The organism is Pseudomonas hamedanensis (genome assembly GCF_014268595.2).
Taxonomy (GTDB): domain Bacteria; phylum Pseudomonadota; class Gammaproteobacteria; order Pseudomonadales; family Pseudomonadaceae; genus Aquipseudomonas; species Aquipseudomonas hamedanensis.
This window is the reverse complement of record NZ_CP077091.1, coordinates 3,707,252-3,733,625: the sequence shown is the minus strand read 5'-3', so window position 1 is coordinate 3,733,625 and position 26,374 is coordinate 3,707,252. Positions and strand designations below refer to the sequence as shown.

The 26,374-nt window shown below is 54.2% G+C and carries 27 protein-coding genes and 2 tRNA genes; 9 read left to right on the top strand and 20 right to left on the bottom strand.

What is annotated here, in order from left to right; genetic code table 11:
• Window positions 1–27: 27 nt before the first annotated feature.
• From HU739_RS16130 to HU739_RS16110, 5 genes are all read left to right on the top strand, one after another.
• Entirely contained in the window at window positions 28–453 is a 426-nt protein-coding gene (locus HU739_RS16130) for a type II toxin-antitoxin system HicB family antitoxin (RefSeq protein WP_186548485.1), read from the top strand.
• Window positions 454–973: 520 nt separating this feature from the next.
• Window positions 974–1,327, top strand: coding sequence for a type II toxin-antitoxin system HigB family toxin (locus tag HU739_RS16125; protein ID WP_186548483.1), 354 nt, complete (start codon window positions 974–976; stop codon window positions 1,325–1,327).
• 52 nt (window positions 1,328–1,379) lie between these two features.
• The gene (locus HU739_RS16120; protein ID WP_186548701.1) at window positions 1,380–1,853 is read left to right on the top strand and encodes a helix-turn-helix domain-containing protein; all 474 of its coding nucleotides are present in this window, start codon (window positions 1,380–1,382) and stop codon (window positions 1,851–1,853) included.
• Window positions 1,854–2,577: 724 nt separating this feature from the next.
• Complete coding sequence (locus HU739_RS16115) at window positions 2,578–4,716, top strand: ATP-dependent nuclease (protein ID WP_186548481.1); 2,139 nt, start codon at window positions 2,578–2,580, stop codon at window positions 4,714–4,716.
• Complete coding sequence (locus HU739_RS16110; protein ID WP_186548479.1) at window positions 4,701–6,626, top strand: ATP-dependent helicase; 1,926 nt, start codon at window positions 4,701–4,703, stop codon at window positions 6,624–6,626. Before HU739_RS16115 ends, HU739_RS16110 begins: the two co-directional genes overlap by 16 nt.
• 116 nt (window positions 6,627–6,742) lie before the next feature.
• Here HU739_RS16110 and HU739_RS16105 read toward each other — a convergent pair whose 3' ends face one another.
• Together HU739_RS16105 and HU739_RS16100 are read right to left on the bottom strand one after the other, a co-directional pair.
• Window positions 6,743–7,102 (bottom strand): hypothetical protein, encoded by a 360-nt coding sequence (locus HU739_RS16105; RefSeq protein ID WP_124372913.1) that lies wholly within the window; start codon window positions 7,100–7,102, stop codon window positions 6,743–6,745.
• Window positions 7,103–7,370: 268 nt separating this feature from the next.
• Window positions 7,371–8,351, bottom strand: a complete 981-nt coding sequence (locus HU739_RS16100; RefSeq protein ID WP_017478148.1) for an integrase domain-containing protein — start codon at window positions 8,349–8,351, stop codon at window positions 7,371–7,373.
• 1,111 nt (window positions 8,352–9,462) lie between these two features.
• Between HU739_RS16100 and HU739_RS16095 the strand changes: the two genes are divergently transcribed.
• The gene (locus tag HU739_RS16095) at window positions 9,463–9,810 is read left to right on the top strand and encodes a hypothetical protein (protein ID WP_186548477.1); all 348 of its coding nucleotides are present in this window, start codon (window positions 9,463–9,465) and stop codon (window positions 9,808–9,810) included.
• Window positions 9,811–9,841: 31 nt separating this feature from the next.
• Here the strand turns inward: HU739_RS16095 and HU739_RS16090 are convergent, their stop codons facing one another.
• The 8 genes from HU739_RS16090 to HU739_RS16055 all read right to left on the bottom strand — a co-directional run bounded on the left by HU739_RS16090 (window position 9,842) and on the right by HU739_RS16055 (window position 16,878).
• A complete protein-coding gene (locus HU739_RS16090) occupies window positions 9,842–11,161 on the bottom strand; it encodes a tyrosine-type recombinase/integrase (RefSeq protein WP_186548475.1) in 1,320 nt (439 codons plus the stop codon).
• Between the two features lie 172 nt (window positions 11,162–11,333).
• Window positions 11,334–11,409: transfer RNA gene (locus HU739_RS16085), tRNA-Thr, on the bottom strand.
• Between the two features lie 75 nt (window positions 11,410–11,484).
• On the bottom strand, window positions 11,485–12,321 hold the full coding sequence (locus tag HU739_RS16080; protein WP_186548473.1) for an FkbM family methyltransferase: 837 nt from the start codon (window positions 12,319–12,321) through the stop codon (window positions 11,485–11,487).
• 344 nt (window positions 12,322–12,665) lie between these two features.
• Window positions 12,666–13,901 carry a methyltransferase gene (locus tag HU739_RS16075; protein WP_186548699.1) on the bottom strand — a complete coding sequence of 412 codons (1,236 nt, stop codon included), beginning with the start codon at window positions 13,899–13,901 and terminating at the stop codon, window positions 12,666–12,668.
• Window positions 13,882–14,571, bottom strand: a complete 690-nt coding sequence (locus HU739_RS16070; RefSeq protein ID WP_186548471.1) for an ABC transporter permease — start codon at window positions 14,569–14,571, stop codon at window positions 13,882–13,884. Before HU739_RS16070 ends, HU739_RS16075 begins: the two co-directional genes overlap by 20 nt.
• A complete protein-coding gene (locus HU739_RS16065; protein ID WP_186548469.1) occupies window positions 14,568–15,263 on the bottom strand; it encodes an ABC transporter permease in 696 nt (231 codons plus the stop codon). The genes HU739_RS16070 and HU739_RS16065 overlap by 4 nt, the downstream gene beginning before the upstream one ends.
• 78 nt (window positions 15,264–15,341) lie before the next feature.
• Window positions 15,342–16,091: an ABC transporter substrate-binding protein gene (locus HU739_RS16060; RefSeq protein ID WP_186548467.1), complete on the bottom strand. Its 750-nt coding sequence runs from the start codon at window positions 16,089–16,091 to the stop codon at window positions 15,342–15,344.
• A gap of 13 nt (window positions 16,092–16,104) precedes the next feature.
• Window positions 16,105–16,878, bottom strand: a complete 774-nt coding sequence (locus HU739_RS16055) for an ABC transporter ATP-binding protein (protein WP_025110949.1) — start codon at window positions 16,876–16,878, stop codon at window positions 16,105–16,107.
• A gap of 554 nt (window positions 16,879–17,432) precedes the next feature.
• Between HU739_RS16055 and gabP the strand changes: the two genes are divergently transcribed.
• On the top strand, window positions 17,433–18,824 hold the full coding sequence (gene gabP, locus HU739_RS16050) for a GABA permease (protein WP_186548465.1): 1,392 nt from the start codon (window positions 17,433–17,435) through the stop codon (window positions 18,822–18,824).
• 70 nt (window positions 18,825–18,894) lie between these two features.
• On the opposite strand, the gene vapC is transcribed toward gabP, so the two are convergent.
• From vapC to HU739_RS16025, 5 genes are all read right to left on the bottom strand, one after another.
• Window positions 18,895–19,302 carry a type II toxin-antitoxin system tRNA(fMet)-specific endonuclease VapC gene (gene vapC / locus HU739_RS16045; RefSeq protein WP_186548463.1) on the bottom strand — a complete coding sequence of 136 codons (408 nt, stop codon included), beginning with the start codon at window positions 19,300–19,302 and terminating at the stop codon, window positions 18,895–18,897.
• Window positions 19,302–19,532: a type II toxin-antitoxin system VapB family antitoxin gene (gene vapB / locus HU739_RS16040; RefSeq protein ID WP_039756568.1), complete on the bottom strand. Its 231-nt coding sequence runs from the start codon at window positions 19,530–19,532 to the stop codon at window positions 19,302–19,304. The genes vapC and vapB overlap by 1 nt, the downstream gene beginning before the upstream one ends.
• Before the next feature lie 164 nt (window positions 19,533–19,696).
• A complete protein-coding gene (locus HU739_RS16035) occupies window positions 19,697–20,149 on the bottom strand; it encodes a hypothetical protein (protein ID WP_186548461.1) in 453 nt (150 codons plus the stop codon).
• Window positions 20,150–20,155: 6 nt separating this feature from the next.
• Window positions 20,156–20,569 carry a hypothetical protein gene (locus tag HU739_RS16030; protein WP_186548459.1) on the bottom strand — a complete coding sequence of 138 codons (414 nt, stop codon included), beginning with the start codon at window positions 20,567–20,569 and terminating at the stop codon, window positions 20,156–20,158.
• Between the two features lie 29 nt (window positions 20,570–20,598).
• Entirely contained in the window at window positions 20,599–21,540 is a 942-nt protein-coding gene (locus tag HU739_RS16025; RefSeq protein ID WP_186548457.1) for an alpha/beta hydrolase family protein, read from the bottom strand.
• Window positions 21,541–21,572: 32 nt separating this feature from the next.
• Here HU739_RS16025 and HU739_RS16020 point away from each other — a divergent pair, with 32 nt between their 5' ends.
• Both HU739_RS16020 and HU739_RS16015 read left to right on the top strand, forming a co-directional pair.
• Complete coding sequence (locus HU739_RS16020) at window positions 21,573–21,779, top strand: hypothetical protein (RefSeq protein ID WP_186548455.1); 207 nt, start codon at window positions 21,573–21,575, stop codon at window positions 21,777–21,779.
• A gap of 93 nt (window positions 21,780–21,872) precedes the next feature.
• Window positions 21,873–22,163: a YceK/YidQ family lipoprotein gene (locus HU739_RS16015; protein WP_186548453.1), complete on the top strand. Its 291-nt coding sequence runs from the start codon at window positions 21,873–21,875 to the stop codon at window positions 22,161–22,163.
• 12 nt (window positions 22,164–22,175) lie between these two features.
• Here HU739_RS16015 and HU739_RS16010 read toward each other — a convergent pair whose 3' ends face one another.
• From HU739_RS16010 to HU739_RS15990, 5 genes are all read right to left on the bottom strand, one after another.
• The gene (locus tag HU739_RS16010; protein ID WP_186548451.1) at window positions 22,176–22,523 is read right to left on the bottom strand and encodes a hypothetical protein; all 348 of its coding nucleotides are present in this window, start codon (window positions 22,521–22,523) and stop codon (window positions 22,176–22,178) included.
• Between the two features lie 95 nt (window positions 22,524–22,618).
• Window positions 22,619–22,694 (bottom strand) — tRNA-Phe (locus HU739_RS16005).
• 91 nt (window positions 22,695–22,785) lie between these two features.
• Window positions 22,786–23,058 (bottom strand): oxidative damage protection protein, encoded by a 273-nt coding sequence (locus HU739_RS16000; protein WP_186548449.1) that lies wholly within the window; start codon window positions 23,056–23,058, stop codon window positions 22,786–22,788.
• Window positions 23,055–24,122, bottom strand: a complete 1,068-nt coding sequence (gene mutY, locus HU739_RS15995; RefSeq protein WP_186548447.1) for an A/G-specific adenine glycosylase — start codon at window positions 24,120–24,122, stop codon at window positions 23,055–23,057. Before mutY ends, HU739_RS16000 begins: the two co-directional genes overlap by 4 nt.
• Complete coding sequence (locus HU739_RS15990; RefSeq protein WP_456154055.1) at window positions 24,119–26,368, bottom strand: AsmA family protein; 2,250 nt, start codon at window positions 26,366–26,368, stop codon at window positions 24,119–24,121. Before HU739_RS15990 ends, mutY begins: the two co-directional genes overlap by 4 nt.
• Window positions 26,369–26,374: the final 6 nt, after the last annotated feature.

The following is a 26,374-nucleotide window of genomic DNA, read 5'->3' as shown; positions in this document are numbered from 1 at the left end:
CAGCTGTACCCCATGAGAGGAAGCGTGATGTTCGAATATGCCTTGGAAGTTCACGAAGAGCCGGGCAGCGTCTGGCTGACTTGCGCGGCGATTCCAGAGATGCACGCCGTCGGCGATACCCTCGGGGAGGCATTGGATACCGCCATTGACGCGATTGAGACAGCATTCTCCATCTATGCGGATGACCGCCGGATGATTCCTACTGGTCATTCAGGAGACCAGGAGAACGATATCGTGTTGCGTCTTCCTGCTCTGACTGCCGCGAAGGTTGCGTTGTGGAATACGCTTTTGGAATCAGGTTTAAGCAAGGCCGAATTGGCGCGTCGTCTCGGCGTGCAACGGCCGCAGGTCGATCGGCTGGTCGATTTCCTGCACCACTCCAAGATCGAAAACGTTGAGCGAGCGCTGCAGCAGCTAGGGCGAAGGATTTCGCTTTCGGTTGAGGCTGCGTAGGTTCAGCGCGGACGGTTGGAAAAGCAGCGCCGTGGCCCTCAGCCTGAGAAAGTATGTTCGGGGCGAGCTCGATGTTTTTACAGCAGGCTTGCCGAAGGCGAAATTCTGTTATCTGCCTGCGACCGTCCTTGTGCAATTCAAGGAGGAGTGATGAGCACATCCCAGAAAAAACGAAGCCCCTGCATTATGCAGGGGCTTCGTTTTGTATGGTGCAGCACCAGGAGTCGATTGTTTCCGCACGACATTTGATGCCAGCCAATCTGGCTGGAACAGATGCTTCGTTGGACATAACGATTCTCCGGCCCCGCCACTGCGTACCCGGCTACCGCAGCTTCCAGGACTAAAAAATCATGGAAATCGTCAAACAACGCAGTACCGTTTCCAGCTTTGCAAAGACGGGTAGATTTGTGCTTTGGCAGGTGTTCGAAATGTTATCTGCAATCCAGATATATCTGTTTGACAGATATCTGAATTCGCGATAATCTTCGCTGCATGTAGGGACGCCGGAGAAAAAAAGAACATGCGAGTGATTGCCAAAACGGCGGTAGCTGAAGCCATCGAAAAATACAGCCAGTGGAAAGACCCACTCACATTGTGGCTTTCCACCTTTGACAGACCGCCCCTTCGGTTCGAGTCCTTTGAGCAGATTCGTGAGGTTTGGGTCAATACTTCAGGATGGAACGTTGACCGTATTCCTCGCTCCAAGCTAAGACTCCCAAGCCAAAAAGGACCTCTTGATATTTATGTGTTTGATATCAAGAAGAATGAGTGTCGAATTATCGTGTGGATCAACACGCGGAATGGCACCATTTTTATCAAGGATATTTTGCCCCATGCTGGATATGACAAGTGGTGCAATAGTGATGTTAAGTAGTTGACAAGGAAGATCGACTCAATTTATGTATTATGAAATTATAGGTGACGAGATGAAGCGTGATAAGATCGAAGCCACTGGACTAGAGACCTTCATAGCTAATATTTCACCAATGTTTGATAGTATGAGCGATCAAATAGCGACAGTGTCCAAGTTGTTATCTGCATGTCATGATCCTATAGAAAGCGATGATGACTTGCGGGGGCGGATGACGCTTATTGATGAGCTCTACTCTCATGCAGATAGTGAAGATCACGCAGCTGCCCGTTTTGCGGAGTTGGTTGCAGATCGCGTGTATGAGTATGAGACTGCAACCGTGCTGATTCCGTACTCTTCACAATCGGAAGCATTAGCCTTTCTAATGAATGATCGTGGCATAAAGCAGAAAGATCTAGCTGATATTGCAAGTCAGAGTGCTATTTCGGAAATATTGAACAACAAACGAAAAATGACTGTAGCTCAAATAAAAGGCTTTTCTGACTTTTTTAAAGTTCCAGTTGAGTTTTTTATGCATGGTGTTGTGTAAGAACTTGAGAGTTGTACAGTTTAATATTTAAAGTAACTGGTAAATTAACGAAGAGCAGATCGTGCTAACTAACAAATAATTGTACTCAGAGCCCCGCCACAGTCGATGTGGAACGGGGCTTTTTAATAGCTCTAAAGCATCCTCTTCAGGAAACGCCTCGTAAAATAAGCAGCGCCTACGTCTCTAACAAATTTTGCCTAGAGTAGCCGCAACATCATCAACCACCGCTTTTCCCATCCCGACACTTTCAGCAAAAGGCAGAAGTCAATGATTGACTTCTGAAACGACAAAGCCCCGCATTGCGGGGCTTTGAATATGGTGCGGCACCAGGAGTCGAATATCAATCTAATTTATTGTTTTTATTTGATATTTATAATGTTTCTGAAATTTCTACCTCTAAATTTATCCTGAGATCTAGAACATCTCTCTCACTCGAAGAGTGCGATGCCAGATGCGCCTTTGCTAGCTGCTTGCAAGGTAGACCAAGCTTTAGCTACTGTCTGGCAAGTGGCCAGCTCCTTGGGTCATGTAACCCTTAGCAGCGGCGAGGCTTGATTAGCATGGATGCAAATAATCCGCTTAAGCGATTAAGCTCATTAATATCAACCTCTTACACATCGATAGCTCTAATGTTGTTGATTGCTAACTGATTGTTTTATGTCAGGGACTAGATGTGTCTGATATCTAATTGCGGGGCAATTTATTTTAATACAAGGATAGGTTTATGAAAGTAGTAAGGATCGAAGTTAATAATTTTCGCTTGCTGAAGAAGTTCTCTCTTGACCTTGAGAGCAATCTTTCTCTGGTGTTGGGTAAAAATAATAGCGGAAAGACTTCGCTGCTCTCTGCATTAGAGAAGTTTATAAATTCTTCTGAAAAGCAGAAAATAGTTTTTGACGATTTCAACGTCGATTTAAAAGCAGCCTTAATTAAATTGGTGAGTGGGGCTGACCCGATAGGTCCAGAGAATGCCTATACCCCCTTGGGTATAACGTTGAAGTTATATATTGAGTACGATGGAATCGATAATTTATCACCAGTAAGCCAGTTAATAATGAGCTTGGATCCTGATGATAATCATATAGTGCTTGGGTTTGAGTATCTGGTTAGCTATCCGCAGTTAACGGCGATGCGGAATGATTACAATGATGTAAAAGAAAAATATGACAACGATTCGAGTTTGTTTCTTAAGGAAAATCAGCATATTTACTTTGATCAAGTCAGGAAGAAAAGTTTTTCCTATAGTGATCCGGATGTGTTCACAGACTTGACTAAAGAAAATATTAGTTTGGCTGATGTTATTTCATTTAGATCTATCGGTGCGAAGCGGAGTGTTACGAATAAAGATAATGATAAAACACTCTCTTCTCAGACTGCAATCATATACAAAAAGACATCTGAGAACCAAGAGCAGCAAGAGGCTGTCGAGGGCTTTAAGAAGCAACTGCGTTCGACTGATAAGGAGCTGAGCGAAATATATCAGGATATGTTTTCTGGATTGTTGGGGAAAGTTGCAAAGTTTGGCGGATCTAGATTGTCCGAGACGCATATTAAGATTGCATCCACCCTGCAGCATCGAGAACTGTTGGATGGAAATACAACTGTGATGTATACCCACGATACCCATGATCTTCCAGAGCACTTTAATGGGCTTGGCTATATGAATCTAATCAGCATGATTTTTGAAATAGAAATGCTGATGACTTCTTTTCGGAGATCTAGTAAAGAAAATCCTGCTGCGATTAATTTACTTTTTATTGAGGAGCCGGAAGCGCATACACATCCTCAGATGCAATATACGTTTATAAAGAATATAAAGTCCCTGTTGAAAGAAAGCAGGATGAGAGAAGATGGGGTGGAGATTCATCTTCAAACGATTATCAGCACTCACTCATCTCATATCGTGGCAGAGTGTGACTTCGACGATATCAAGTATTTGAGGAAGTCACCTCTTGCTAACAGTGTGGACGCAAAAAATCTTAAGGCGCTCAAGTCGGAGTATTCGTCCGATGATGTGAATGACAATGCCCAGGCTGAACTCCACTACAAATTCCTTAAGCAATATCTTACGTTGAACCGCGCCGAGCTATTTTTTGCTGATAAAGCAATACTTATTGAGGGTGATACTGAGAAAATTCTTCTACCAGCAATGATGAGAAAGTTTGACCAAGAGACTCCTGATGCTGGCGCTATACCTCTACTTTCACAGAATATTTCAATTGTGGAGGTAGGAGCACATGCTCAAATTTTTGAAAAATTTATCCATTTTATTGGTATTAAAGCTTTAATTTTGACTGATATAGATAGCGGGATTAAAGAATTGCTTTTTGAAAAGGATGGAGTTACTCCCCAGCTATACAAAAAAGGCACTCAGAAAATAGAGACTATAAAATGTCGTCCTGATGACCCAGCGGCAGACCATACAGCTAATGGATCATTAATATTTTATCACGGCAAGGTCAGAGAGGATTTGGGCTACTTTACCTCCCTTAATATTGAAGGTAAGGCTTTATCTAAAGTCGGAGGCGAATGGAAGGTCGATGTTGATGGCTGTATTTTTCTAGCATATCAAACTAAAGACGATGGCTATCATGGAAGAAGCTTCGAAGATGCATTCTTTTCGCTAAACAAAGCACTACTTGGAACTGACTCTGAAAAATTCCCATCTCTAACGCCTAAGTGGTTCAACAAATATATAAATGGCGAGTGCGATGCATTTGAGTTTGCAGAGAAGGCAGTTGGCAAAAAGCCTTCGTTAGCGATTGAAATCTTGCTTAATAGTATACCTGATAAAAAATCTGACTTTTCCAATTGGAAGACTCCTCACTATATTCAAGAGGGCCTGGGATGGTTGCGCAAATGAAGAACTTAGAGGAGGTTAGTGACGAGGCGAAAAAGATTCTTGATACTATCTGTGAGGGTAAGAGTTTTTTACTGAGTGGCGGTGCTGGAAGTGGTAAAACCTACTCTTTGGTAGAAGTTATAACGAATCTGGTTACCCTCAAGCCTTTGGCACGCGTAGCGTGTATTACCTACACCAACGCCGCGGTGCGGGAGATTGAGGGCAGAGCCAGCCATCCAAATCTGCACGTTTCTACGATTCATGACTTTCTCTGGGGAGTAATAAAACATTTTCAAGTAGAACTAAAGGAGGTTTTGTTAGCGCTGATTAATGATGACGAAATATTAGGTTTTAAAGTTTTAGATGGCAACGGCGAACCAGAAAAGTTAGATGCTATTGAGGGGGATGTTAGGTATAAGGAGTACGTAAAATTTAGGGAGGGGGTAATTTCACATGATGAAGTTATTGTACTTGCTAACGAGATGTTTAAAAGATACGACAAACTATGCCGAATACTGAAAGATTGTTATCCATATATCATGGTGGATGAGTATCAAGATACTCAGGCGGAAGTTGTAGATATACTTCTTACGCAGTTGACTAGAGTTGGCGATCCAAATGTTATTGGTTTTTTTGGCGATGCAATGCAGGCAATTTATGATGAAGGCATTGGTGATTTAGATGCTTACAAAGGGGAGGGGGTTGGGCAGGTTAGAGAAATAAAGAAAGAAGAAAATCGAAGAAATCCAAAAAATGTAATCGATTTGGCAAACAAACTTAGGAATGATGGACTTTTCCAAGTTCCTTCTAAAGATTTAAATGCTCCCAATATGACCAGCGATGGGGGTGTAAAAGATGGTCATATACAATTTCTATATTCATCAAATGATGACGTTAATATTGTAAAAGAATATTTGGGCTGGGAGTTCTCCGAGTCATCAGGCGCTAAGGAACTCAATCTCACTCATAACCTTATCGCTGCCAAAGCAGGGTTTAGTGAGTTGATGAGGATTTATGATGGCGATAAGATTTTAGAGTATGTCCGTAGGATCAAAAGTTATATTAAGAAAAAGGAGCCTGCTTTTAACTCCGAGGGAAAATCGTTCGGAGAAGTATTGGCCGAGTTGAAGTATCAAAAGACAGGTAAAGCCTTAAAAGAAGTTGATCCCACAGACGGCATGGCCATATATATTGCAGAACACCAAGCTATATATGATCGAGCGCTAGATTTCCCATATGGTGAGCTGGCTTCTTTATATATCGACAAAGACCAGCTTATAGACGATCAGAAATCTGATCGAAGTGAGCTGGGGCGTGGCGGGGGTAATAGAGATGACCTGATAAAACATTTATTTAAAATACAAAAAAATGTCCAGCTTTACTTGGATGGAAATTTTAATGAGTTTCTTCGCGTAACTGAGCATGCGGTCACATCTAAGAGTGATAAAGTTAGACTGAAGGAGAGGATTGTCAATTTATCTAAAATCGATGATAAAACAGTACAGCAAGTTATCGATGAGGCAAATGTAAACGGCCTTGTTAGGGTTGACGATCGCCTTCAATCATTTATCGAGTCGAAGCGTTATATTTATAACCAAGTGGCTGCGCTCCCATTCTCTCAATTTCAGAAATTATTTGAATATCTTGAAGGATTCACACCATTCTCTACTCAGCATAAAACCAAAGGTCGAGAATTTCCTGATGTTCTGGTTGTTCTGAATAATGGGCGGTGGAACTCCTATAACTTTGATTATTTGTTTACTGATCGTATGGATAAAGAAAGTGTGGTGAATAGGACGCGTAAAATTCTCTACGTATGCTGTACCCGTGCAAAATCAAATTTGGCTTTATTTTATCACTCGCCATCTGACGCAGTTGTTGAAAAAGCGAAGGACTGGTTCGGCCATGAGAACGTAAAAAATCTAGATTAGCTTCCGGTGCTGGAAGGCAGTGCCTGATACTATCTGGAAATCTGGATAAGTCAGGCAGTGCTAATGAAGTTCAGATGCATATTTAATTGGTGACGCTTTTAGTTAGTTCTTAGCGTTTAAATGCTGTAGTTGTAGTGTGTTCCAGTATCGTAATCGTACAGAGAAATATTTTTTCCATTTATGGTTCCGCTAAAATATTTTTTTGTGTCGTAGTCATAGCCATCAAATTTATTTCCGTTCATTTTGAGATTTACATGTTTTGAATTGTTGTAGTCATAGAAGTCTAGTGAGTTGTTGCTGCTTCCAGAAAAGAAGCTAGATGTTGTATAGTCATACCCTTCAACTTTTCCGTTTGAGATGCTAGCTGAAATATTCCTATGGCATGAAGTCGAATAGTCGTAAATAGAACTTATTTTTTTCTGATTTTTGGCAGCGCCGACTATGGCGGCGACCCTAGCTCGCGTTGTTTCTTTCATGTGTCAAATCTCCATTTTTTACTTAATCGCATAGCAATTAACTCTGCAGTCAGCTTATAGTAATAACGCGTGGACGCGGCTCGATGTCGTATTTTCCTGCACAAAAACCATAGCACATGCTTTCTTTGCCACGTCCATGGATTGTCTCGGTTCCAGCGCACAGCTATAGCTGCTTGGATGGCTTTTGCTTGGTGTAGGTGGCGCTGACGTGTCGTTTGCGATCCGCTCATGACTCCCGCGAGGAATACCTCCATATCGAATGGCTTGCTCATGCTCGGCCACCGATGTAAGCCGAAACTACGTCGATACGACCGTGCCCCAGCTCATAGCTGATTTGTGCGCGTGCCTCCTGATCGAGGTGTTGGTCGAGCTGGTAGCAACTACCTCCTTTGATTGGCGCAAGTTGGTTTGTAATCTGCTCATACCGTTCGCATGCGTAGGCCGCACGCAATTCGTGGAATCCCTTGAGGTTGTGCGCGTGAAGGATGTCCCGTGCAGGGCGGATGATTCGCTGTTGAAAGTCTAGGTAGCTTTCGTTCAGTGCAAGCAAGTTGTCGCTTCCGACGGGAGAGGCCTGCTTGGCGTACGTGAGCGCTTCACGAATATGATTATCCACCCAGATCCAACGAGGCGCCGACGCACCCGAGCGGCCACCTTTGGTGCCATCTTGAATGTTGATCTTGCCGTATCGTTCGGCCTCCCTTTGCAGTCGAGGAAGATCAGCCAAAATGGCCTCTCGCAGGCGCATGCCGGTTGCTCGCGCCAACTGAGCGATGGCCGCGGCGCGCGGTTGCAGATGTTCAGAGAGGACGTCGACGATACGTTTTACGTGATCGCGGTCCTGGCCTTGCGGAGGCATGGTGCGGACGCCGGTGCGCTGCATCCCAAGCACCTTGCTCGGACTTGCCACCCTTACATACTGATCACCACGAAGCGCTGCCATGGTTCTGTTGACGCTGGACAATCGGTTTTGCGCAGTCGCGATGGCAAGCTCACCATTTTCAACTTGCTGGCGTAGGTACCCGGCGTAGTCCAGCAAGGTCTGCCGATTGATCTTCCTCGCATCGTTGAATTCCGGCCCACCTTCGGACCGACACCAGCGCACAAACGCCCGCCACCGATCACTGTGCGCTTTGACCGTGCCGTAATGCCCGTCGCCAAATAGATCTTTCAGCGCCTGCGGCCCGGCATAACTCAGTTGTCGCCCATAGCCAAAATTGCGCCCATCCCGTCTACCGACCAATGCCATGATCCAACTCCTCTCGAAGCCAAAACCCTTGAAGCTTTCCCCACGTCATCCCGCCACGGATGTTGAGTGTTATCAGGGATCAAGGCCCCTGCGACCTGTGAGGGTTGTCCACTAACGCGGGACTGGCGGCTCTTTACGACCGGGAGCTTGGGCATCTCATGATCTGGCCTCCTGAGCACTTCCGAGGAAGTGGGCGGGTGGAGGCTGCACTGGCTGACGAGACCGGTGCCGCGAGATCCTGAGTCAGGTGAAGGCAGTGAAGCGATGACCGGGGCGTGCCTGACTGTCAGTCAGGTGCAGTCCATTCTGTAGGCTGCGGCACCATCATCTGCATCGCTGTTGCTGGTGACTTTCCGGTGTTTGTCACGCCGATTGTCACGAGGGGAAATGCCGCAATGCCTTGTACGAGTAGGGCTGCAGCAGTGGTAGGAGCGCCCGTCTCTTTCCGGGAGAAAGAGACGGGCGCAGGTTGGCACAAGGAAATGGCCAAGCGGATAGGTTGCTGCAGGGCAGCTATGAAAGGGGGAAGTTGCCGCAGTGGGCACACTGGTAAAAGTAGGCATCCATCACATCGCTGTGACCGTGCGAGCCGCCGGACGCTAATCGCACTTTGGGAGAACCACCACGGTGTGGCGTAGCCTTAAAGGTTCTGGCTACCTGGGTTGCTGTCAACGACAGCGCTTTGCCCGATCTTTTCTACGCCTGTGGATAATTTGGGTCAAGGCTCGAATTTTCGAGAGTTCTGCGGCTGTGGATGAAATTATCCACCGGTGGAAATCTGTGGTTTTCCACAGACAGTTGCGTGGGCTTTAGATTTTTTAAGTGAGGTCCATCCAAGCAGGGCGGCTTTGCAGCCCTGTTTGGATGGACCCGCATGGACAAGCAGGTCACCGAGATATGAAGGCCGAGCGCTTACTCAATTGCGCCACGTTTTGCTTTTAGGCGAGTGACGTTCGCTCCGGTCTGATTTGCGAATTCGTGTGGAGTGACATGCTCCTGTCAATTTGCGGGGGTAATGCGCCTGCTTTGGGTGGAAACGGTCAGAGAGAGTTCTTAATCTGTGACTGGATGACATGGTGATCGGCACTGTGATCTCAAAAGGAGCATATCAATGAGACCGAATTTCTTTCTGGACGATGAAGATGAAGCCATCGCCAAGAGCTATTTCAAGAAGGTTAATAGCATTGGTTTTGTTTGTGTCGGTTTGGCGTTGACGATAATCACGATGCCTCATCCCGAGCGCGCTGCATGGTTTGTCTTCGCGGTGGCGATCATCTATGCGTTTAGCCACGGCGATGGTTACAGGAAGATTGTTGCCAGCTATTTGTTGCGTCATAAAGGATTCGGCGGTGGTATTCGTTTGGTGTTGAAAGTAGCTCTCTTCGTGTTGGGCACAAGTCTGTTGTCTGGGATTGGGCTTCAGGTCTTGACGCCTGAGGTTTTAGGCATGCTCCCATAGCAGGACTGTCTCAGTGACTTGGGTGGCGGATTCAATCATTGGTCCGCTTCACCTTCATCCGGGTAACATTCGCCCGAATCTGATTAGCGAACTCATGCGGAGTGACATGCTCCTGCCGGTTGGCCTCCAGGTACCGGCTCCACCAGTTCATGATCAGCCTGCGCTCCTCAATGAACTCTGCCTTGTGGATGTAAGCGGCGCGGACGTTGTTGCGCTCCTTGTGGCTCATCTGCCGTTCAATAGCTGTCTCGGACCACAATCCTGACTCGATCAGTGCGCTGCAGGCCATCGAACGAAATCCATGCCCGCAGATATCGGTTTTGGTGTCGTATCCCATCGTCCGAAGCGCGTTGTTCACGGTATTTTCGGACATGGGCTTCCAGGGTTTGGCATCCCCTGCGAAGACCAATGCGAATTTGCCTGTGAGTGCATGGATTTTTTCGAGTAGCGCCACTGCTTGCGGCGATAAGGGTACTAAATGGATATCCCCTGCCATCTTCGTACCCCTTGTGGAAAAGGGTACTCCCTCCAACGCGGGTCGAGTGTCCGGTATCTCCCAGGTGCCACGCTTGAGGTCGAACTCGCTCCAGCGTGCGAAACGCAGCTCGCTGGATCGTACAAACACATGCAGCGACAGCATCACCGTCAGACGGGTAAGTGCCCGGCCTTTATAGGTGTCGATCCGCTCCTGTAGTTCCGGTAGTCGCGATAAGGGTAGAGCGGGGCGATGTACCACCCGCGGGGCTTTGATCAAGCCTTCGAGGTCGTAAGCAGGGTTTGAGGTAATAAGCCGGAGGCGTTTTGCTTCGCGCATGATGCTCTGCAGGTAGTTTTGTACCCTTAAAGCTACGTCTATCGTTCCGCGCTTCTTGATCGCTTCCAAGGGCTGCATAAGGTCATGGGTGTCGAGATCAACAATGGCGCGTGCGCCGATCAGCGGGAATACGTGGGTTTTGAGGCGGCTCATCACTGTCTTGGAATGGCCTGGTGCCCACTTGGCCGACATTTCCGTATGCCAGTCGAGCGCAACGCTTTCAAAGGTTCTGCCTTTGATTACGGCTTCCGCCTTGGCTTGGTGCTTGGTCTCTATAGGATCAACGCCATCCGCCAGCATTCGCTTGACTTCCAAGCGCTTGCGGCGCGCATCGGCGAGGCCAATCACGGGGTAGTTGCCGAACGAGGTCAGTCCTTCCCGTCCGTCAGGTTTGACGTAACGGAGCCGCCAGCCTTTGCGGCCATTGGGTTGGACTAGGAGATAGAGGCCATCGCCATCGAAAAGCTTGTAGGCGCGGTCTGTAGGTTTTGCCAAGCGGCAAGCTACGTCGGAGAGCGGAGCTGTGGTGCGCGACATAAGGGTACTCCCTTTTATCGAAGTGACCTGTACCCCAAACTCTACCCTTAAAACGATTGGAATCCACCAGTTTCTGACGGAAACCGATGGAACGCCAAAACGAAAAAACCCGCCAGAAGGCGGGTTTTTCGGGGGTTCCAGAGATTTTGAAAGCCTTCTATGGAACCTTGGATGGTGCCGGCACCAGGAGTCGAACCCGGGACCTACTGATTACAAGTCAGTTGCTCTACCAACTGAGCTATACCGGCGTGTGGGCGACGATTATAGCGATTGGGTGGATCCTGTAAACCCCTGAATTCAGACTATTTTTGTGGCGGCTGCAATCAAGCGCTGCGCAGGGTGTTACGCAGCTTTTGCAGAAGGCGCACGGTGCGGCTGTTTTGCAGTGCGTGCAGTTGCGTTTCGGCCTGTTCGGCGCGGTGCAGGGCTGCGGCGAGTTGTCGGGCGGTGTCGGGTTCGTCGGGGGTTAGCGGATGGGCGAGGGCGTGGCCGCGGCAGAGGTGGAAGTTATCGAGGTTGCAGGGTGGGATGTCGAAGGCGGGTTTGAGGTTGAGGTGTTCGTCGGCGAGGAACCAGGTGTTGAGGCCGTCGAACAGGATTGACTGGTAGCCGGCATCTGTGACCAATGGCTCCCAGGTGTGGTCGCGCAGCCATGGGGTTTCGACAACGATGATCCATGGGCGGAAGCGGCTGAAGTCCATGCCGCGCAGGACGGTCTCCTCGTGGCCTTCGACGTCGATCTTGAGGAAGTGGATGGGTCGGTCGGCAGCGTGTTGTTCGCAGATTGAGGTGAGCGTGCGGGCCTGGACCGTGAGCGGGTGCACGTTCATGCCGAGGTCTTTGCGTTGCTGGGCCACGGCGGGATCGGCGGTGGACAGGCCGGTGTCGGGGATGCCGTAGAAGGTGACTTCGCCGGGCTGGTCGCTGGCGATGCACTGCACGGTGGTGTCGCGCGGGCGTTGCTGGCAGAGCGCGTCGTAGAAATTCTGCATCGGTTCGACGTTGATTCCCTGCCAGCCATGGTCGTAGAACGCTTTGGTGACCGAATCGTGGCACGGGTCATTGGCGCCGACATCGATGTAGAAGCCGTTTTCGAATTGCTTGAGCGCGCGCCACAGGCGGACGTCTTCAAAGTTCTGTGCATAAGAAATGAACGGCACGGTCGCTTCCTGTCGGTCGGTTTTTCTTGTTCTGCGGTGCGCGGGCGGCGCGTTCAGGCTTTGTATAGCAAGGCTGGCGGACACTCGCAAATATTCGCTGTGCAGGCTGCAGATTCGGCGGTTATGTCGTTTCGATTGGCGCCTTATGCACAACTCGCAGGCGCGATGGGGCGCTTAGGCCTGTTTTTGCGGAGCCGTTCTCATTTTGGGTGCAAATCCCTGTTTTGCAGGTTTTTTATTCATGTGAACAAAAAGTGACCAATGTCAATATTGCCGTGAAACAGGCGAGGATATTGGATCCAGCGAAATTTCATCAACAGAGTTATCCACAGGCTGCCGGCCGTCTATTCGCGTTCGGCGAGCAGCAGCAAGTTGCGCGGTGTGAGCGGTATTTCGCAGAAGGTGCCGAGGCGGACGTTGTAGCCCTGCTCGACAAGGAAAAGTGCTCGATCCAGGTTCAGCCAAAGCTCCAGCGGACGTCGGAAAAGTCCGCGCAGTAATTCCAGATTGCGTACTTCGGCCAGGCGCTGCCAACCGGCGGCTTCCAGTGCTGCCCAATCTGGCGAGCCGACGGTGGATAAGTTTTTCAGCGCTGCCAGATCCCGGCAGTAGTCGGCGAACGGCTTATCTAGCCACGCACTTGGCAGCGAGGGGGTAGGCAAGTACTCGTCGATGCCGCGCGATGTTCTTTGCAGCAAGTCGAAGGCGAGGCGTCGGGCCATGGAGTTGTCGCGCTGGCGTCGGACCCGTGTCCCGGCGGTTACGGTTTCGCTCATTGGCAAGGCCAGATCTTCCAGCGAGAGCTGTAGGACTGATCGCCGGCCCGCCGCAGATAACGCCTGATATTCGTTGCGGCTGATACGGTTGTAGCAGCACGGGGCAATCGCCATCTGTTGGCAGCCGGCCGCGCTGGCCAGTTGTATCAACCGCACATGCAGATCGCCGCAGGCATGGAGCGCGACGGGGGTGTGGGCCGCGCTCAAGACCTTGGAGGCATCTGCCGCCAGGACATCCTGCTCAACATGCAAGGCATGCAAATGATGACGCTGGCTCAACGCCTGACCGCTGGCAACGAGCGCGGGATCGTATTCGACACAGGTCAGCTGTTGCGCGCCACTCAACAAGCGCCGCCCCAGATGTCCCTTGCCCGAACACCAATCCAGCCAATGCGTCGGCTGCGCAGAAAAAGACAAGCGACTGGCAAACGCCTCGATCTGCTGCCATTTGCGTCCCGGTACGTCGACATTCAAGCGATGGCCGGCGGCGTCCAGTGGATGCCCCGGCAACTCACCGACAGCACTCAGCTCGGCCGACAACCTCGCCAGAGAAGCGAACGGCTCCGGAGCGTCGATGAGATCGGCAGGATGATTATGAGCTTGCTCGGCGTCTTCAAGCGATCGCCCGCGTAGCCACGAAGACAACTCGGGGCAGGACGCTTCCCAAGCAAGCGAAAGATGAGTGAACGGTCGGGGTTTCCACAACGCCTGATGCGTCGTAAGAAAAGCATCCAGTGCGGTGAAGCGGGCGAGTAAGTCCTCGCCCGTCAGCACGTGGGAAGTTTCAGCGGCCTTGGCAGGCATCGACACGCAGCCAGCGCTCCAGCAGCTTGAAGCCGCGCACCAGCACATAGGCCATGACCAGATAGAACACGCCCGCCGCGAAGAAAATCTCCACTGGCAGGTAGGTGCGGGCAATGATCGTGCGCGCCATCCCGGTCAGTTCGAGCAGGGTGACAGTGCTGGCCAGTGCGCTGGCCTTGAGCATCAGGATCACTTCGTTGCTGTAGGCAGGCAGGCCGATGCGCGCCGCACGGGGCAGGATGATGTAGAACATCGCTTTGGGCCTGGACATGCCCAAGGCCCGCGCCGCTTCGATCTCGCCCGGTGGAATCGCCTGAATGGCGCCACGTAGAATCTCGGCGATATACGCCGCCGTGTGCAGGGTCATGGTCACCGTGGCGCACCAGAACGGATCGCGCAGGTACGGCCACAGCGAGCTTTCTCGTACGGCGTCGAATTGCGCCAGGCCGTAATAGACCAGGAACAGTTGAACCAGCAGCGGCGTGCCGCGGAAAAAGAAGATGTAGGCGTAGGGCAGCGAACGCACGTACCACAGCTTCGAGGAGCGGGCGATGCCCAGCGGAATTGCCAGCAGCAGGCCGGCTATTACCGCGATGGCGACCAGTTCCAGGGTCAGGGTCGCGCCTTGTGCCAGTTTCGGCAGCCATTTGATGATGACGTCCCAGTTCATTGAGCGCTCCTCGCAAAGCCGCGGGCGGCGCGTTTTTCCAGGAAGTGCATGCCGGTCATCGCCAGCACCGTCAGGCCGAGGTACATCACCGCCGCCACCATATAGAAGGTGAACGGTTGTTTCGACACGGTCACGCCGATCTGCGCGTGACGCATGATCTCTTCCAGGCCGATCACCGACACCAGCGCGGTGTCCTTCATCAGGATCATGAACAGGTTGCCCAGGCCCGGCAGGGCGATGCGCCACATCTGCGGCATGATCAAGCGGGTGAAGATCCGCCATTTCGACAGGCCCAAGGCCTGGCCGGCCTCACGGTGGCCTTTGGGAATGGCGAGGAGCGCGCCGCGGAATACTTCCGTGGCGTAGGCGCCGAAGCACAGGCCCAGTGCGATTACACCGGCGGCGAAGGCGTTGAGTTGCAGGTCGGGGTTGCCGAAGTACTCACCGAGGGCGCGCATCAGGTTGACCGTACCGAAGTAGATCAGCAGCACCCAGAGCAATTCCGGGACGCCTCGCACCAGGGTCGAATAGGTGCCGCCAAGCCATTGCAGCGGCTTGTACGGGGAAGTCTTGGCCAAGGCGCCGAGCAGGCCGAGCACCAGCCCCAGGCACAGGGCCGTGAGCGCCAGCTGGACAGTCATCAGCGCGCCGGCAGCAAGGGCCGGGCCGAATCCGTAGAGGTTGATAATCATGGATTTCTGTTCAAATCGCGGCAGGCAAGGTCGGGAACCGACGCCGAACGATCTCGGCGCCGGTCCCGCAGGTCAGAATCAATAGATGCTGAACGGGAAGTACTTGTCGTTGATCTTTTTGTAGGTACCGTCAGCGACGATTTCCTTCAGTGCGGCGTTCAGCTTCTCGCGCAGTGGATCACCCTTGCGCACGGCGATGCCGATCTTGTCGCTTTCCACGACCGGGTCGCCCTTGAACTCGTAGTTCTTGCCGGCGTCGGTTTTCAGCCAGTCATAGTTGGCGTACTTGTCGGCGAGGATGGCGTCGACACGACCGGAGGTCAGGTCGAGATAGGCGTTTTCCTGGGTGTCGTAGAGGCTGACTTTGATGTCATCGCCATAAGTGTCTTCCAGCCAGGTGCCGGCCAGCGTGGCGCGCTGGGTACCGATGGTCTTGCCCTTGAGCGAGTCCTTGTCGGTTTTGAAATCGACGTTTTTTGGTGCGATGTATTGCAGCTTGTTCGAGTAGTACGGGTCGGTGAAATCAACCGCGCCCTTGCGCTCTTCGGTGATCGACAGCGAGGAGATCAGGAAGTCGAACTTCTTCGCGTTCAGGGCCGGGATGATGCCGTCCCAGTCGGACGTGACCACGGTGCATTCGGCTTTCATCTTCGCGCACAGGGCGTCGCCGATGTCTTTGTCGAAGCCGACAACCTGACCGCTGGCGTCTTTGTTGTTGAACGGCGGGTACGCCGCTTCGATGCCCATCTTCAAGGTTTCAGCCATGGCACCGGCGCTGAACGCGAGGGTGACGGCTGCGGCCAGGAAGACCTTTTTATAGTTCTGCATGCATGTTGCTCCGTTAGCGGTTGCTGGACATGAATTGTTTGCAGCGCGCCGAAAGCGGGTTTTCGAACACCTGCTGTGGCGATCCTTGCTCCTCTACCAAGCCCTGGTGAAGGAACACCACTTCGCTGGAGACCTGACGGGCGAAGCCCATTTCGTGGGTCACGAGCAGCATGGTGCGGCCTTCTTCGGCCAATGCGCGGATGACACTAAGTACTTCCTGAACCATTTCCGGGTCAAGGGCGGAGGTGGGCTCGTCGAACAGAATCACCTTCGGCTGCATCGCCAGTGTGCGAGCGATCGCTGCGCGTTGCTGCTGACCGCCGGACAGTTGCGCTGGATAGGCGTGGCGCTTGTCAGCGATGCCGACCTTGGCCAGCAGGGCTTCGGCGACTTCAATGGCCTCGGCCTTGCTCTGGCCGAGCACGCGGCGCGGGGCTTCGATGATGTTGTCGAGCACGCTCATGTGCGGCCACAGATTAAAGTTTTGAAATACAAAACCAATCTCGGAACGCAGGCGATTGATCTGCTTGCCATCGGCGGCAACCAGTTCGCCGTTTTTAGCGGCTTTGAGTTTGAGTTCTTCACCCGCCACCAGAATCTGGCCCTGGTGCGGGTTTTCCAACAGGTTGATGCAACGCAGGAACGTGGACTTGCCGGAACCGGAGGAACCGAGGATCGAGATCACATCGCCGTCGCGGGCGGTCAGCGAGATGCCTTTAAGCACCTCAAGCTGTCCGTAGCGTTTGTGCAAGTTGCGGATTTCAAGCGCGGGCGTGGCCTCAGCCATGTGCGTTCCTCATATATGTTGCGCTCCTGCTGTTGGCGGGCCTTCCTGGCGAGGCGGCCAAGCTAGCATAGCGTTTCAATGGCAGCCAACAGCGCTACGAGCGGTAAACGGGTGGCATGTGGCAGGTTGTCGCATCGGCGCAGCAGACTGTCGCCCCATCAACAACCGAACGGGTGTTTGATCGCGCAAGCCCGTGGGTGTCGCGTAAAAAAAGGCGCGATGTTGCCAGCTTTGGCGGGGTGTTGGAAGCGCTATCCGGCCGAACGTTCCTCAATTGCGCTTTTTCTGTGCATCGCGCACTTTTCAGGTGTGTTTCTGGTGCGCGAATTCGTCTTGAAAGTGAGTCGCAGGGTAACGCTTGGGCGAATAGCCATTAAACACAAGGACTTGCATCGAAAGCTGAACCAACCGCCACGCCCCCGGCATGCAGGGATTTGAAACATTTTGGCGCAAATCTTGCGTGCAGAATAAGGAACAGCCCGTTGGATTCTTTTTACGAGAAAGGATTTTCAGACGGGCCGGATGCACTCGCTTTCCTTGCAAAGGTAGTTTCGATGAGCAGTATTCCAAGCTCCAACGGCCTCGAACAGGGGCTCAAACCGCGTCATGTGACCATGTTGTCTATCGCCGGTGTGATCGGCGCCGGTCTGTTCGTTGGCTCCGGCCATGCCATTGCTGCCGCCGGCCCCGCTGTGCTGCTGGCCTACGCTGCTGCCGGTACGCTAGTGGTGCTGGTGATGCGCATGCTCGGCGAAATGGCCGTGGCCTCGCCGGACACCGGCTCCTTTTCGACGTACGCCGACCGCGCCATCGGCCACTGGGCCGGTTTCACTATCGGCTGGTTGTATTGGTGGTTCTGGGTCCTGGTCATTCCGCTGGAAGCCAACGCCGCCGCGACCATCCTGCATGCGTGGTTCCCGGGCGTCGATATCTGGGCCTTTGCTTTAGTCATCACGATGTTGCTGACCGTGACCAACCTGTTCAGCGTGAAAAATTACGGCGAGTTCGAGTTCTGGTTCGCCCTGATCAAAGTGCTGGCGATCATTGGCTTTATCGGCCTTGGCCTTGCGGCGATTTTCGGCTTCCTGCCGACCAGTCAGGTCAGCGGTGTTTCGCATTTGTTCGACAGCGGCGGCTTTCTGCCGAACGGCATGGGGGCTGTGCTGGGCGCGATCCTGACCACCATGTTCTCATTCATGGGCACCGAAATCGTCACCATCGCGGCGGCGGAATCGAAGAACCCGGGCCAGCAGATTTCCAAGGCGACCAACTCGGTGATCTGGCGGATCGGCCTGTTCTACCTCGTTTCGATCTTCATCGTTGTGGCGCTGGTACCATGGAATGATCCTACGCTGGCCAATCTCGGTTCCTACCAGACCGTGCTTGAGCGCATGGGCATCCCGAACGCGAAAATGATCGTCGACATCGTGGTCCTGGTCGCGGTGACCAGTTGCCTGAACTCGGCGCTCTACACCTCTTCGCGCATGCTGTTCTCCCTCGGCAAGCGCGGCGATGCCCCGGCCATGTCGACCCGTACCAACAAAAGCGGCACGCCTTACTGGGCGGTGATGCTATCGACTGGCGCCGCGTTCCTCTGCACCTTCGCCAACTATGTCGCTCCGGCTGCGGTGTTCGAATTCCTGCTGGCCAGCTCCGGCGCCATCGCCCTGCTGGTGTATCTGGTGATCGCGTTCTCGCAACTGCGTATGCGCAAACAGCGCATGGCGCGGGGCGAAAAAATCGTCTTCAGCATGTGGCTGTTCCCAGGCCTGACCTACGCGGTGATCATTTTCATCATCGCGGCGCTGACCATCATGCTGTTCCAGGAGGCGCACCGCGTGGAAATCCTCGCGACAGGCCTGCTGAGCCTGATGGTGGTGGCCGCCGGTCTGCTGGTGGCGCGTCGTCGCAAGCTGGAAAAGCGTGGCGCGGTGGTGTTGAACTGATCCATTACGCGTAATGCAAAACGGCCGCTGTCAGTGATGACAAGCGGCCGTTTTTGTTTGTGAGCTTTGCTCAGTCGGGATAAACCCAGTCCTCAATACGCAATCCGGAAACACGTTCAAATTCCCGCACATTGTTCGTGACCACGATAAGTCCAAGTGACCGCGCGTGGCCTGCGATCATTTGGTCGTACGGCCCTATCGGTGTTCCCGCTTTCGCAAGTTCAGATCGAATCATCCCGGTCTGTGCGGCTGCGTCATTGTCGAAAGGCAAGACTTCCAGTCGCGCAACGAAACCTTCGACGATCGCCAGATTCTTTTCCGGGGCCGCGGACTTTTCAGCACCGTAAATAAGCTCCATAAGCGTGATAGCGCTGACGCACAATTGCCCGGAATGTCGATTGAAAGCTTCCCGGACAACCTGTGGTTTGTTCTTGATGGTGAAGATGCAGATGTTTGTATCTAGCATGTATTTGATCATCAGAACGACTCGCGCTCCTGATCAGTGGGTTGCTCACGGTCAGCCATGAAATCAGGGCTGACGCTGTCGCCATCAAACCAGCTATCCCAGCTTTCTCCAGCAGGCGTAATGACGCGTGTTCTGCCAATCGCAATGACTTCCACTCGTTTAACGTCGCCGGGCATCGCAACTGCCTTTGGCAGCCGAACTGCCTGACTTCTGTTGCTCATGAAAATTGTGGTCTGTTCCATATTTGACCTCTGGGTCTGATCCTGTGATGGCCTAAGGATAAGTTGTGCTCGGGATATGTCAACGGGATATACACTGTCATCGGACAAAGGGTAGCTAAGCCATCCAAACAAAAAACGGCCGCTGTCAGGGATGACTCGCGGCCGTTTTGATTTCTGAGCAGCGGTTATTCGCTCTTTTCTTCCTGGTTGTCTACCGACTTCCCATAAGCATCCAGCGCCACCCCGAAATCGGTGATGAACTGCGGCTCGCTCAGCCAGGCCTGGGCTTCTTCGATGGTCATGCCATCGGCCCACATGCGGTAGTCGATCAGCATGTCGGCGGCCAGGTGGGTGGCGGCCATGCCTTCGTTGTCGGCGTTTTCCATGTCGAGCAATTCAGGTTGATCGACGATGATGAACGCCAGTTCGCGCAGCAGGGTCAGCAACATCTCGTCGCGGCTGACGGCTTCGGCGTCGCGCATTTTGCTGAACATCGCCAGGGTGTAATCGGGGATCGGCTCGGCGAGGTGGCCGAGGTCTTCGTCCTGATCCAGCGGCTTGCGCCCGACCATACGGATTTGCTTGGCTTTGGCCTTGGCGCGTTTGGCGCGTTTCTGTTGCTTGTTCAGGGATGCCATGGGAGCTCAGTTCTTCTGTTGGGTTTGTGCGGCGATCACGTCGGACGCCGCCACATAGTCGGCCTGGAAGGCCGGGGATTCGATCCATGCCAGCGCGCCGGCCTCGTCGGTTTCCTGCGACCACTGGCGATACTCGATCAACGCCGCGAGGATGAAATCCATCGCGCCTTCTTCGCCTTCCTGCTCATACACCAGCTCCAGCAGCGGGTCTTCAAGGAAAGCCGCGCACATCGCTTGTTGGCTGATCTTCTCGGCGTCGATCATTTTCTTGAACAGTTCGGTCAGGTCCACCGATTCGAAATCGATGCGGTCGTCGTTCGGGTCGAGCTCGACCGGCGCTTCGGCGCGCTTGGTGCGGTTCTGCTTGGCCTTGGCTTTGGCCCGGGTGGCACGTTTTTGCTGCTTGTTGGCGGAGGCCATGATCTGTTCCGTGGTGCGTTGAGAGGGGCTCAGCTGCAGGGCAATTGCCGCCCGGGAGCATCGGCGGCCAATGCGCCGGTTTGCAGCCAGGTCAGAGCGATGGGCCATAGTGTGGCTTGGTATGCGCTGCGAAAAAAGGCGAAATGTCCGACTTGTTGCTCGTCGATGTCCTGCGGCGCGATGCGCAGGTGGGTTCTGGCCGCGTTGCTGAAGTAGCCGAGCAGGCGTTCGATCGCCGGGATCGTGCCGTAGGGGTCATCGCTGATACTGACGGCCAGGGTTTGGGCGCGGACGTTGGCGAAGGGCAGGGCACCCGTTTTCTGCAACAGGGCGCGACCGCTCGGGCGCTGTTCGAAGCGCGCGGCAGGCGTGCTCCAGTCTCGTACAACGCCGGTTGGCGTATCTTCCAGCCAGCCGAGCCGCTTGCCGGGGAAATAGCCGCAGAGCAGCGTCATCAAAGGCATCACCACATGCCACTTGCCGAACATTCGCCAGCGCTGCTCGGGAGCGTAATCGCGCCAATACGCAAACTGTGCGCCGACGGTGACCAATCGTCGGATCACCCTCCCGGATTCGGCCAGGCCCGCCGCGCAACCGCCGAAACTGTGGCCGACCACATCAATCGGCTGCCCGGGAAACTCCCGCTGCGCACGTTTGAGCATCGCTTCGAAATCCAGCGCGCCCCAGTCGCTCCACGAGGCGCGCAGCCCTTTGATCGACTCGCCGCGCGATTCGCCGATGCCCCGGTAGTCGTAGGTCATCACGTCGAAGCCGTGGTTGAACAGATAGGCTGCGAACCTTGAGTAATGGCGACAGCGCACGGACGTGGCGGCGTTGATGATGACCACTGGGCACTGTGGATCGGGCGAACTGTGGCGCCAGGTGAAGCCGCCGAGTGCGTAGCCGTCGGCTGCGTTCTCTATGAACGGTTCGCCAATGGTTACCGGGTTGGTCGAAAGGCATTTGTTCATAAAGGCTCGGCCTTTGCGAAGGTGGATCAAGAATGAGCCTGGAACTGGCGCCGAGCAATATACGGAACGCAGTGCGTTCCGAATTCAATGTGATCGAATTCGTGACGCGCTGCGTCACGATTTACATAAGTCCAAGAGACCGTTCATTTCACATCCGCTCCAGTTCATGCAACGCGCAGCGGCATAATCCCAACATGACAGCGTTCGAGTACCGCCGCGCAACAGGCAATCTGGTCTAACCGAGATGCCGAGTCAGCAGGAAAAGCAGTCACGAGTGAAAGGCGCGAGTACAATCCCGCGCCCAGTATTTTGTGACGTAAGGAAACGCTGTTTTGAAAGGGATTCTGCGAATTGGCTGTGTCATAGGCCTGGCACTGCTGTTGGTTGGCTGCGGAACGTTTATCGGGCGCTTGAATGATGGTCTGTCCGACGCCGAGTATTACCGAGGGGTCGATGGCGGCCTACACCTGCTCGGTGTTCGGGGAGGAGGCAGCGATGGCATGCCGGCAGCGATCATCTGTTACATGATGATCGTCTGCCCGGTCATCACTGTTGTATCCCTGCCAGTGGATGCCGCTGTGGATACAGTCTTGTTGCCCGTCGATTACATCAACACCCTGTGAAGGCGGCATGCACTATCGACCTGTGCGCTTGCGCTTCGGCCTCTGCTCACGTACCCGCTCTTTGCGATAAATCCACAACCCAAACACACCAATGGCCAGCATGAACGCCGTCCAGAAGCTCTGCCAAACGAACTCGAACCAGTATCTCCGAGGTTGCAGTGCCAAGGTGTAGGTGCTGCGCGGCCCGCGACTGTTGGTGGTGATGGAGCCGGTGATCCAGCTTTCGATCAGCATGTAGATTGAGAGGCAGATGGCAATCGCGATCAGCACGCCGGCGAGGACGGTCAGCCAATAACTTACCCGGCTTTGCCGATACGGCGAAGGATGGGGCAGGGGGACGCGGGTTCGTTTTTGATTCATCGAGTGATGGCCCTTTTCCGTAAGGGGTAAGCAGTGTCCATCAAATCCCGGACATAAAAAAACCCTGAATCTTGCGATTCAGGGTTTTCGGTATTTGGTGCCCAGAGACGGAATCGAACCGCCGACACGGGGATTTTCAATCCCCTGCTCTACCGACTGAGCTATCTGGGCAACGGGGCGCATTAAAAGGGTTTTTCGGATTTACGTCAACGACTTTTTGAAAATTTCTTAAATTAATTCCGTCGCTTACGAAGTATGCGAGTTATTCGGCTGGCGGCACGTAGCCTTCGGCCTTGGCGTATTCCTCGCCGGAGAAGTACTTGTCCATTTCGCCCTGAAGGTATTTGCGATCTTCGGCGTTCATCATGTTCAAGCGCTTTTCGTTGATCAGCAGGGTCTGGTGTTTCTGCCAGTCCGCCCAGGCCTTGGCGGACACGTTGTCGTAGATGTCCTGACCTTTGGCGCCCGGGAACGGGGCGCGCTCAAGGCCTTCGAGTTGTTCTTTGTACTTGCGGCACATTACGGTGCGGGTCATGGCGATTCTCCTGCATTCAAGACGGCGGCCGCGCGTTCGAGCAAGGTCTTGACCGGGGCGGCGAGGCCCAGGCGCGGCGGGGTGGCGAGGTTATACCAGAGCCAGTCGGCCTCGGCCACGTGGTGGCTGGCTTCCTGCACCTGGACCAGCCAGGGTTCGATGGACAGCTGGAAATGGCTGAACGTGTGGACGAGGCTTGGCAGCGCCTGCTGTTGGCCCATTGTCAGCGAGTGTTGATCGGCCAGATGCTGCAGATCGTCGAGGTCGTCAAGTTCCGGCAGGCTCCACAAACCGCCCCACAGACCCGTCGACGGGCGGCGGTAAAGCAGGATTGCGCCTTCGTCGTTGGCAAGCATCGGCATCAATGTGCGTTTTTGCGGGATGGCCTTGCGCGGCTTGGGGATCGGGTAGCGGGTTTCCAGGCCGAGCATGTGTGCCTCGCAGCCGCGCTCCAGCGGACACAACAGGCAGCTCGGCTTGCTGCGCGTGCAGAGTGTGGCGCCGAGATCCATCATCGCCTGGGTGTAGGCGTTGACCCGGTCGTGCGGGGTAAAGCGCTCGGCGTTGGCCCACAGCTGTTTAGCCACTTTCGGTTCGCCGGGATAACCCTCTTGCGCGGTAAAGCGCGCCAGCACGCGTTTGACGTTGCCGTCGAGGATCGGCGCGCGCAGGCCCATGCTGATGCTCGCGATGGCGCCAGCGGTGGACAGGCCAATGCCCGGCAGCTCGGTGAGTTTTTCCACATCCCGTGGAAACTCGCCGCCGTACTGGCTGACGACAATCTTTGCGGTTTTCTGCAGATTGCGTGCGCGAGTGTAGTAACCCAGCCCGGTCCACAGGTGCAGCACTTCATCCTCCGGCGCGGCGGCCAGTGCTTCGACCGTCGGCAGCGCGGCCATGAACCGGTCGAAGTAATTGAGCACGGTGCTGACCTGGGTCTGCTGCAACATGATCTCCGAAACCCACACCCGATACGGGCTGATGTTCTGCTGCCAAGGCAAATCGTGGCGGCCGTGGCGGTCGAACCACTCCAGCACCGCCGTGGAAAACTGCTCCGCTGTCATCGCTTGAACAGCCCCTTCAATGCGTCTTTCAGTTCCGGGCTGACTTTGTCGCCCAGTTTTTCGTCGATCTTTTCGCTGAGTTTGTTGCCGGCCAGTTTGCTCGCCACCTGACCGAGTCGGTCATTGTCGATGCGGCACGCCTTCGCGCCCAGCTCCAGCGGGCCACGGCAGCGCAGCGGCCACTCGATGCCGACGAATTTATCGCCGACCTGACAGGCCGGGTCGGGCATGGCGCTGGTGTCGCCTTCGACGATGATGCCGACACGATAATCCATGCCCAGCACGCGCAGGTCGATATCGCCGTCACCGTTGACGGTCATGCCGGGGATACGCACTTTCAGGTCCGGGTTGCTGGCGACGCCGTTGCGCACGGTCAGGTTGCCCTTGAGTTCCTCGAAAGGCGTGTCTCTGCCTCGAGGCTCGCCGCTGAGGGTTTTGCGATTGAGCGTGGCGATGCCTTTGCACAATTGCTGCTCAAGGTTGGCATTGAGCAACACACCGTTGTTGATGACGAAACTGGCGTTGCCGTTCAGTGTGTCAATCAGCGCCTGCTGGCTGTTGCCGCTGCCGGTAACGGTGCTGGTCAGGGTTACCAGACCTTTGACCGGCGGATTCTTGCCCTGGCTTTCGATGATTTTTTCCGCCGGAACGCGATTGAGGCGGGTCTGCAAATTCAATACGGGGGCGCTTGGGCGCACGTCCAGCGTGCCGTTGGCGACGAAACCGCCGTTGTACAGGTCGCCACTGAGATTGGTCAGGGTCAGCAGACCGCCCTGGCCGGTGGCTTTCAGCGCAGCGTTCTGGATCGGCAGTTTGTCGAGGGTCAGTTGGCCGAAGGTCAGGTCGGCATCGACGTCGAGTTTGGCCAGGCGCTCAACCGGCAGCAGGCGTTCGGTGCTCCAGGCGGTTTTGCTCGGTTTGTCCGGCAGTGGCGTAGTACCTGCCACGGCACCTGCCTCGGTATTGGCGACTTCAGCCTGACGTGTTTGTGTGGCGCTATTGGCCTGAGCCGATTTCGGTGGCAAGTAGCGGTCGACGTTGAACGTGTCAGCCTTGAGGATCGCGCGTAGCGACTGTTTGGCGAAGTCTTCGATGGCGATGCGCCCGCTGAAACTGCTGTCGTCGAGTTTCAGGTTGATGTTGTCGAACGACAGACTGGTCGGGGTAGCCGCAACGCGGCTGACCAGCTCGACCTTGCTCAGGCTGCCTTCGCCCATCTTCGGCAAGGTCTGGCCGATGCTGTCGACGAACTTCGCCAGATCGAACTGCGCGATGGAGATACCACCGCTGATCTGTGGTGTCTTGTCGAGGTCGTTGGCCTTCAGCTCACCCAAGGCCCGCAACTGGTTGGCGGAGATCTTGATGCCGGTCCATTCGGCGACGTTTGCTGCCTTGTCCAGCAACAACTGGCCTTGGGCCGAGAAGGTCATGGTCTTGCCTTGCAGCGGATCGCCAGCGAGTTCGCCGGACAGCTTCAGGTCTTCGAACTTGTAGCGTTGCAGGGCGCGTTCAAAGCGCAGTTCGCCACTGAGCTCGGTGCGCACGCGCAGCACCGGCTGATTGGTGCCGAGGAATGCGGTGGCCTTCACCGGAATGTTGGTCGAATCGTGGACCGGGCCGGTGCTCAACTGGATGCTTTCAGCGCTGAACTGCTTGCCGGTCAGCTCATCGGTGTATGCGACGCGGGCGTTATTGACGGTCAGGCTGTCGATGTCGAGGCGAATGGGTTGCGCCGGTTTTTCCACGGCGACCGTCGGTTCGCTGGCGGCAGCGGCAGGCGTGGCTGGCGCAGTCTCGCCGGGCGCCACCGGCACCTTGCCGATGTCTTCCCAGTTGCCATGACCGTTTTTGTCACGGTTCAGGCGCAGGTTGAGACCTTCGACGCGCACGTCGCTCATCTGCACTTCGCGGCGCAGCAGTGGCAGCACGCGCACCGACAGGCCGAGCATCTGCAAGTCGGCAAACGGTTCGGCAGGCTTTGCCAGAGTGGCGACGCTGGCCTCGTGCAGTTCCAGGCCGAGCCAGGGGAACAGGCTCCAGCCGATATCGCCATTGAGCGTCAGCTCGATGTGGGCCTTGTCGCGGGCAATCTGGCGGATCTCGTCTTTGTAGTCGTTGGGATCGAAGAGGTGGGTCAGGGCGAAACCTGCCGCCACAATGATCAGCAACAGCCCGAGAAGTACCAGACCCAGGATTTTGCCGAACGCTTTCATGGGCGAGTCCTTGTAATTAGTCGAATTCGTCATCTAGCC

Bases quoted from the DNA above. Each gene is read 5' to 3' on its own strand.
- HU739_RS16130 (WP_186548485.1), top strand. From the start codon at position 28: ATGTTCGAATATGCCTTGGAAGTTCACGAAGAGCCGGGCAGCGTCTGG.
- HU739_RS16125 (WP_186548483.1), top strand. From the start codon at position 974: ATGCGAGTGATTGCCAAAACGGCGGTAGCTGAAGCCATCGAAAAATAC.
- HU739_RS16120 (WP_186548701.1), top strand. From the start codon at position 1,380: ATGAAGCGTGATAAGATCGAAGCCACTGGACTAGAGACCTTCATAGCT.
- HU739_RS16115 (WP_186548481.1), top strand. From the start codon at position 2,578: ATGAAAGTAGTAAGGATCGAAGTTAATAATTTTCGCTTGCTGAAGAAG.
- HU739_RS16110 (WP_186548479.1), top strand. From the start codon at position 4,701: ATGGTTGCGCAAATGAAGAACTTAGAGGAGGTTAGTGACGAGGCGAAA.
- HU739_RS16105 (WP_124372913.1), bottom strand. From the start codon at position 7,102: ATGAAAGAAACAACGCGAGCTAGGGTCGCCGCCATAGTCGGCGCTGCC.
- HU739_RS16100 (WP_017478148.1), bottom strand. From the start codon at position 8,351: ATGGCATTGGTCGGTAGACGGGATGGGCGCAATTTTGGCTATGGGCGA.
- HU739_RS16095 (WP_186548477.1), top strand. From the start codon at position 9,463: ATGAGACCGAATTTCTTTCTGGACGATGAAGATGAAGCCATCGCCAAG.
- HU739_RS16090 (WP_186548475.1), bottom strand. From the start codon at position 11,161: ATGTCGCGCACCACAGCTCCGCTCTCCGACGTAGCTTGCCGCTTGGCA.
- HU739_RS16075 (WP_186548699.1), bottom strand. From the start codon at position 13,901: ATGCCTGCCAAGGCCGCTGAAACTTCCCACGTGCTGACGGGCGAGGAC.
- HU739_RS16070 (WP_186548471.1), bottom strand. From the start codon at position 14,571: ATGAACTGGGACGTCATCATCAAATGGCTGCCGAAACTGGCACAAGGC.
- HU739_RS16065 (WP_186548469.1), bottom strand. From the start codon at position 15,263: ATGATTATCAACCTCTACGGATTCGGCCCGGCCCTTGCTGCCGGCGCG.
- HU739_RS16060 (WP_186548467.1), bottom strand. From the start codon at position 16,091: ATGCAGAACTATAAAAAGGTCTTCCTGGCCGCAGCCGTCACCCTCGCG.
- HU739_RS16055 (WP_025110949.1), bottom strand. From the start codon at position 16,878: ATGGCTGAGGCCACGCCCGCGCTTGAAATCCGCAACTTGCACAAACGC.
- gabP (WP_186548465.1), top strand. From the start codon at position 17,433: ATGAGCAGTATTCCAAGCTCCAACGGCCTCGAACAGGGGCTCAAACCG.
- vapC (WP_186548463.1), bottom strand. From the start codon at position 19,302: ATGATCAAATACATGCTAGATACAAACATCTGCATCTTCACCATCAAG.
- vapB (WP_039756568.1), bottom strand. From the start codon at position 19,532: ATGGAACAGACCACAATTTTCATGAGCAACAGAAGTCAGGCAGTTCGG.
- HU739_RS16035 (WP_186548461.1), bottom strand. From the start codon at position 20,149: ATGGCATCCCTGAACAAGCAACAGAAACGCGCCAAACGCGCCAAGGCC.
- HU739_RS16030 (WP_186548459.1), bottom strand. From the start codon at position 20,569: ATGGCCTCCGCCAACAAGCAGCAAAAACGTGCCACCCGGGCCAAAGCC.
- HU739_RS16025 (WP_186548457.1), bottom strand. From the start codon at position 21,540: ATGAACAAATGCCTTTCGACCAACCCGGTAACCATTGGCGAACCGTTC.
- HU739_RS16020 (WP_186548455.1), top strand. From the start codon at position 21,573: ATGAGCCTGGAACTGGCGCCGAGCAATATACGGAACGCAGTGCGTTCC.
- HU739_RS16010 (WP_186548451.1), bottom strand. From the start codon at position 22,523: ATGAATCAAAAACGAACCCGCGTCCCCCTGCCCCATCCTTCGCCGTAT.
- HU739_RS16000 (WP_186548449.1), bottom strand. From the start codon at position 23,058: ATGACCCGCACCGTAATGTGCCGCAAGTACAAAGAACAACTCGAAGGC.
- mutY (WP_186548447.1), bottom strand. From the start codon at position 24,122: ATGACAGCGGAGCAGTTTTCCACGGCGGTGCTGGAGTGGTTCGACCGC.
- HU739_RS15990 (WP_456154055.1), bottom strand. From the start codon at position 26,368: ATGACGAATTCGACTAATTACAAGGACTCGCCCATGAAAGCGTTCGGC.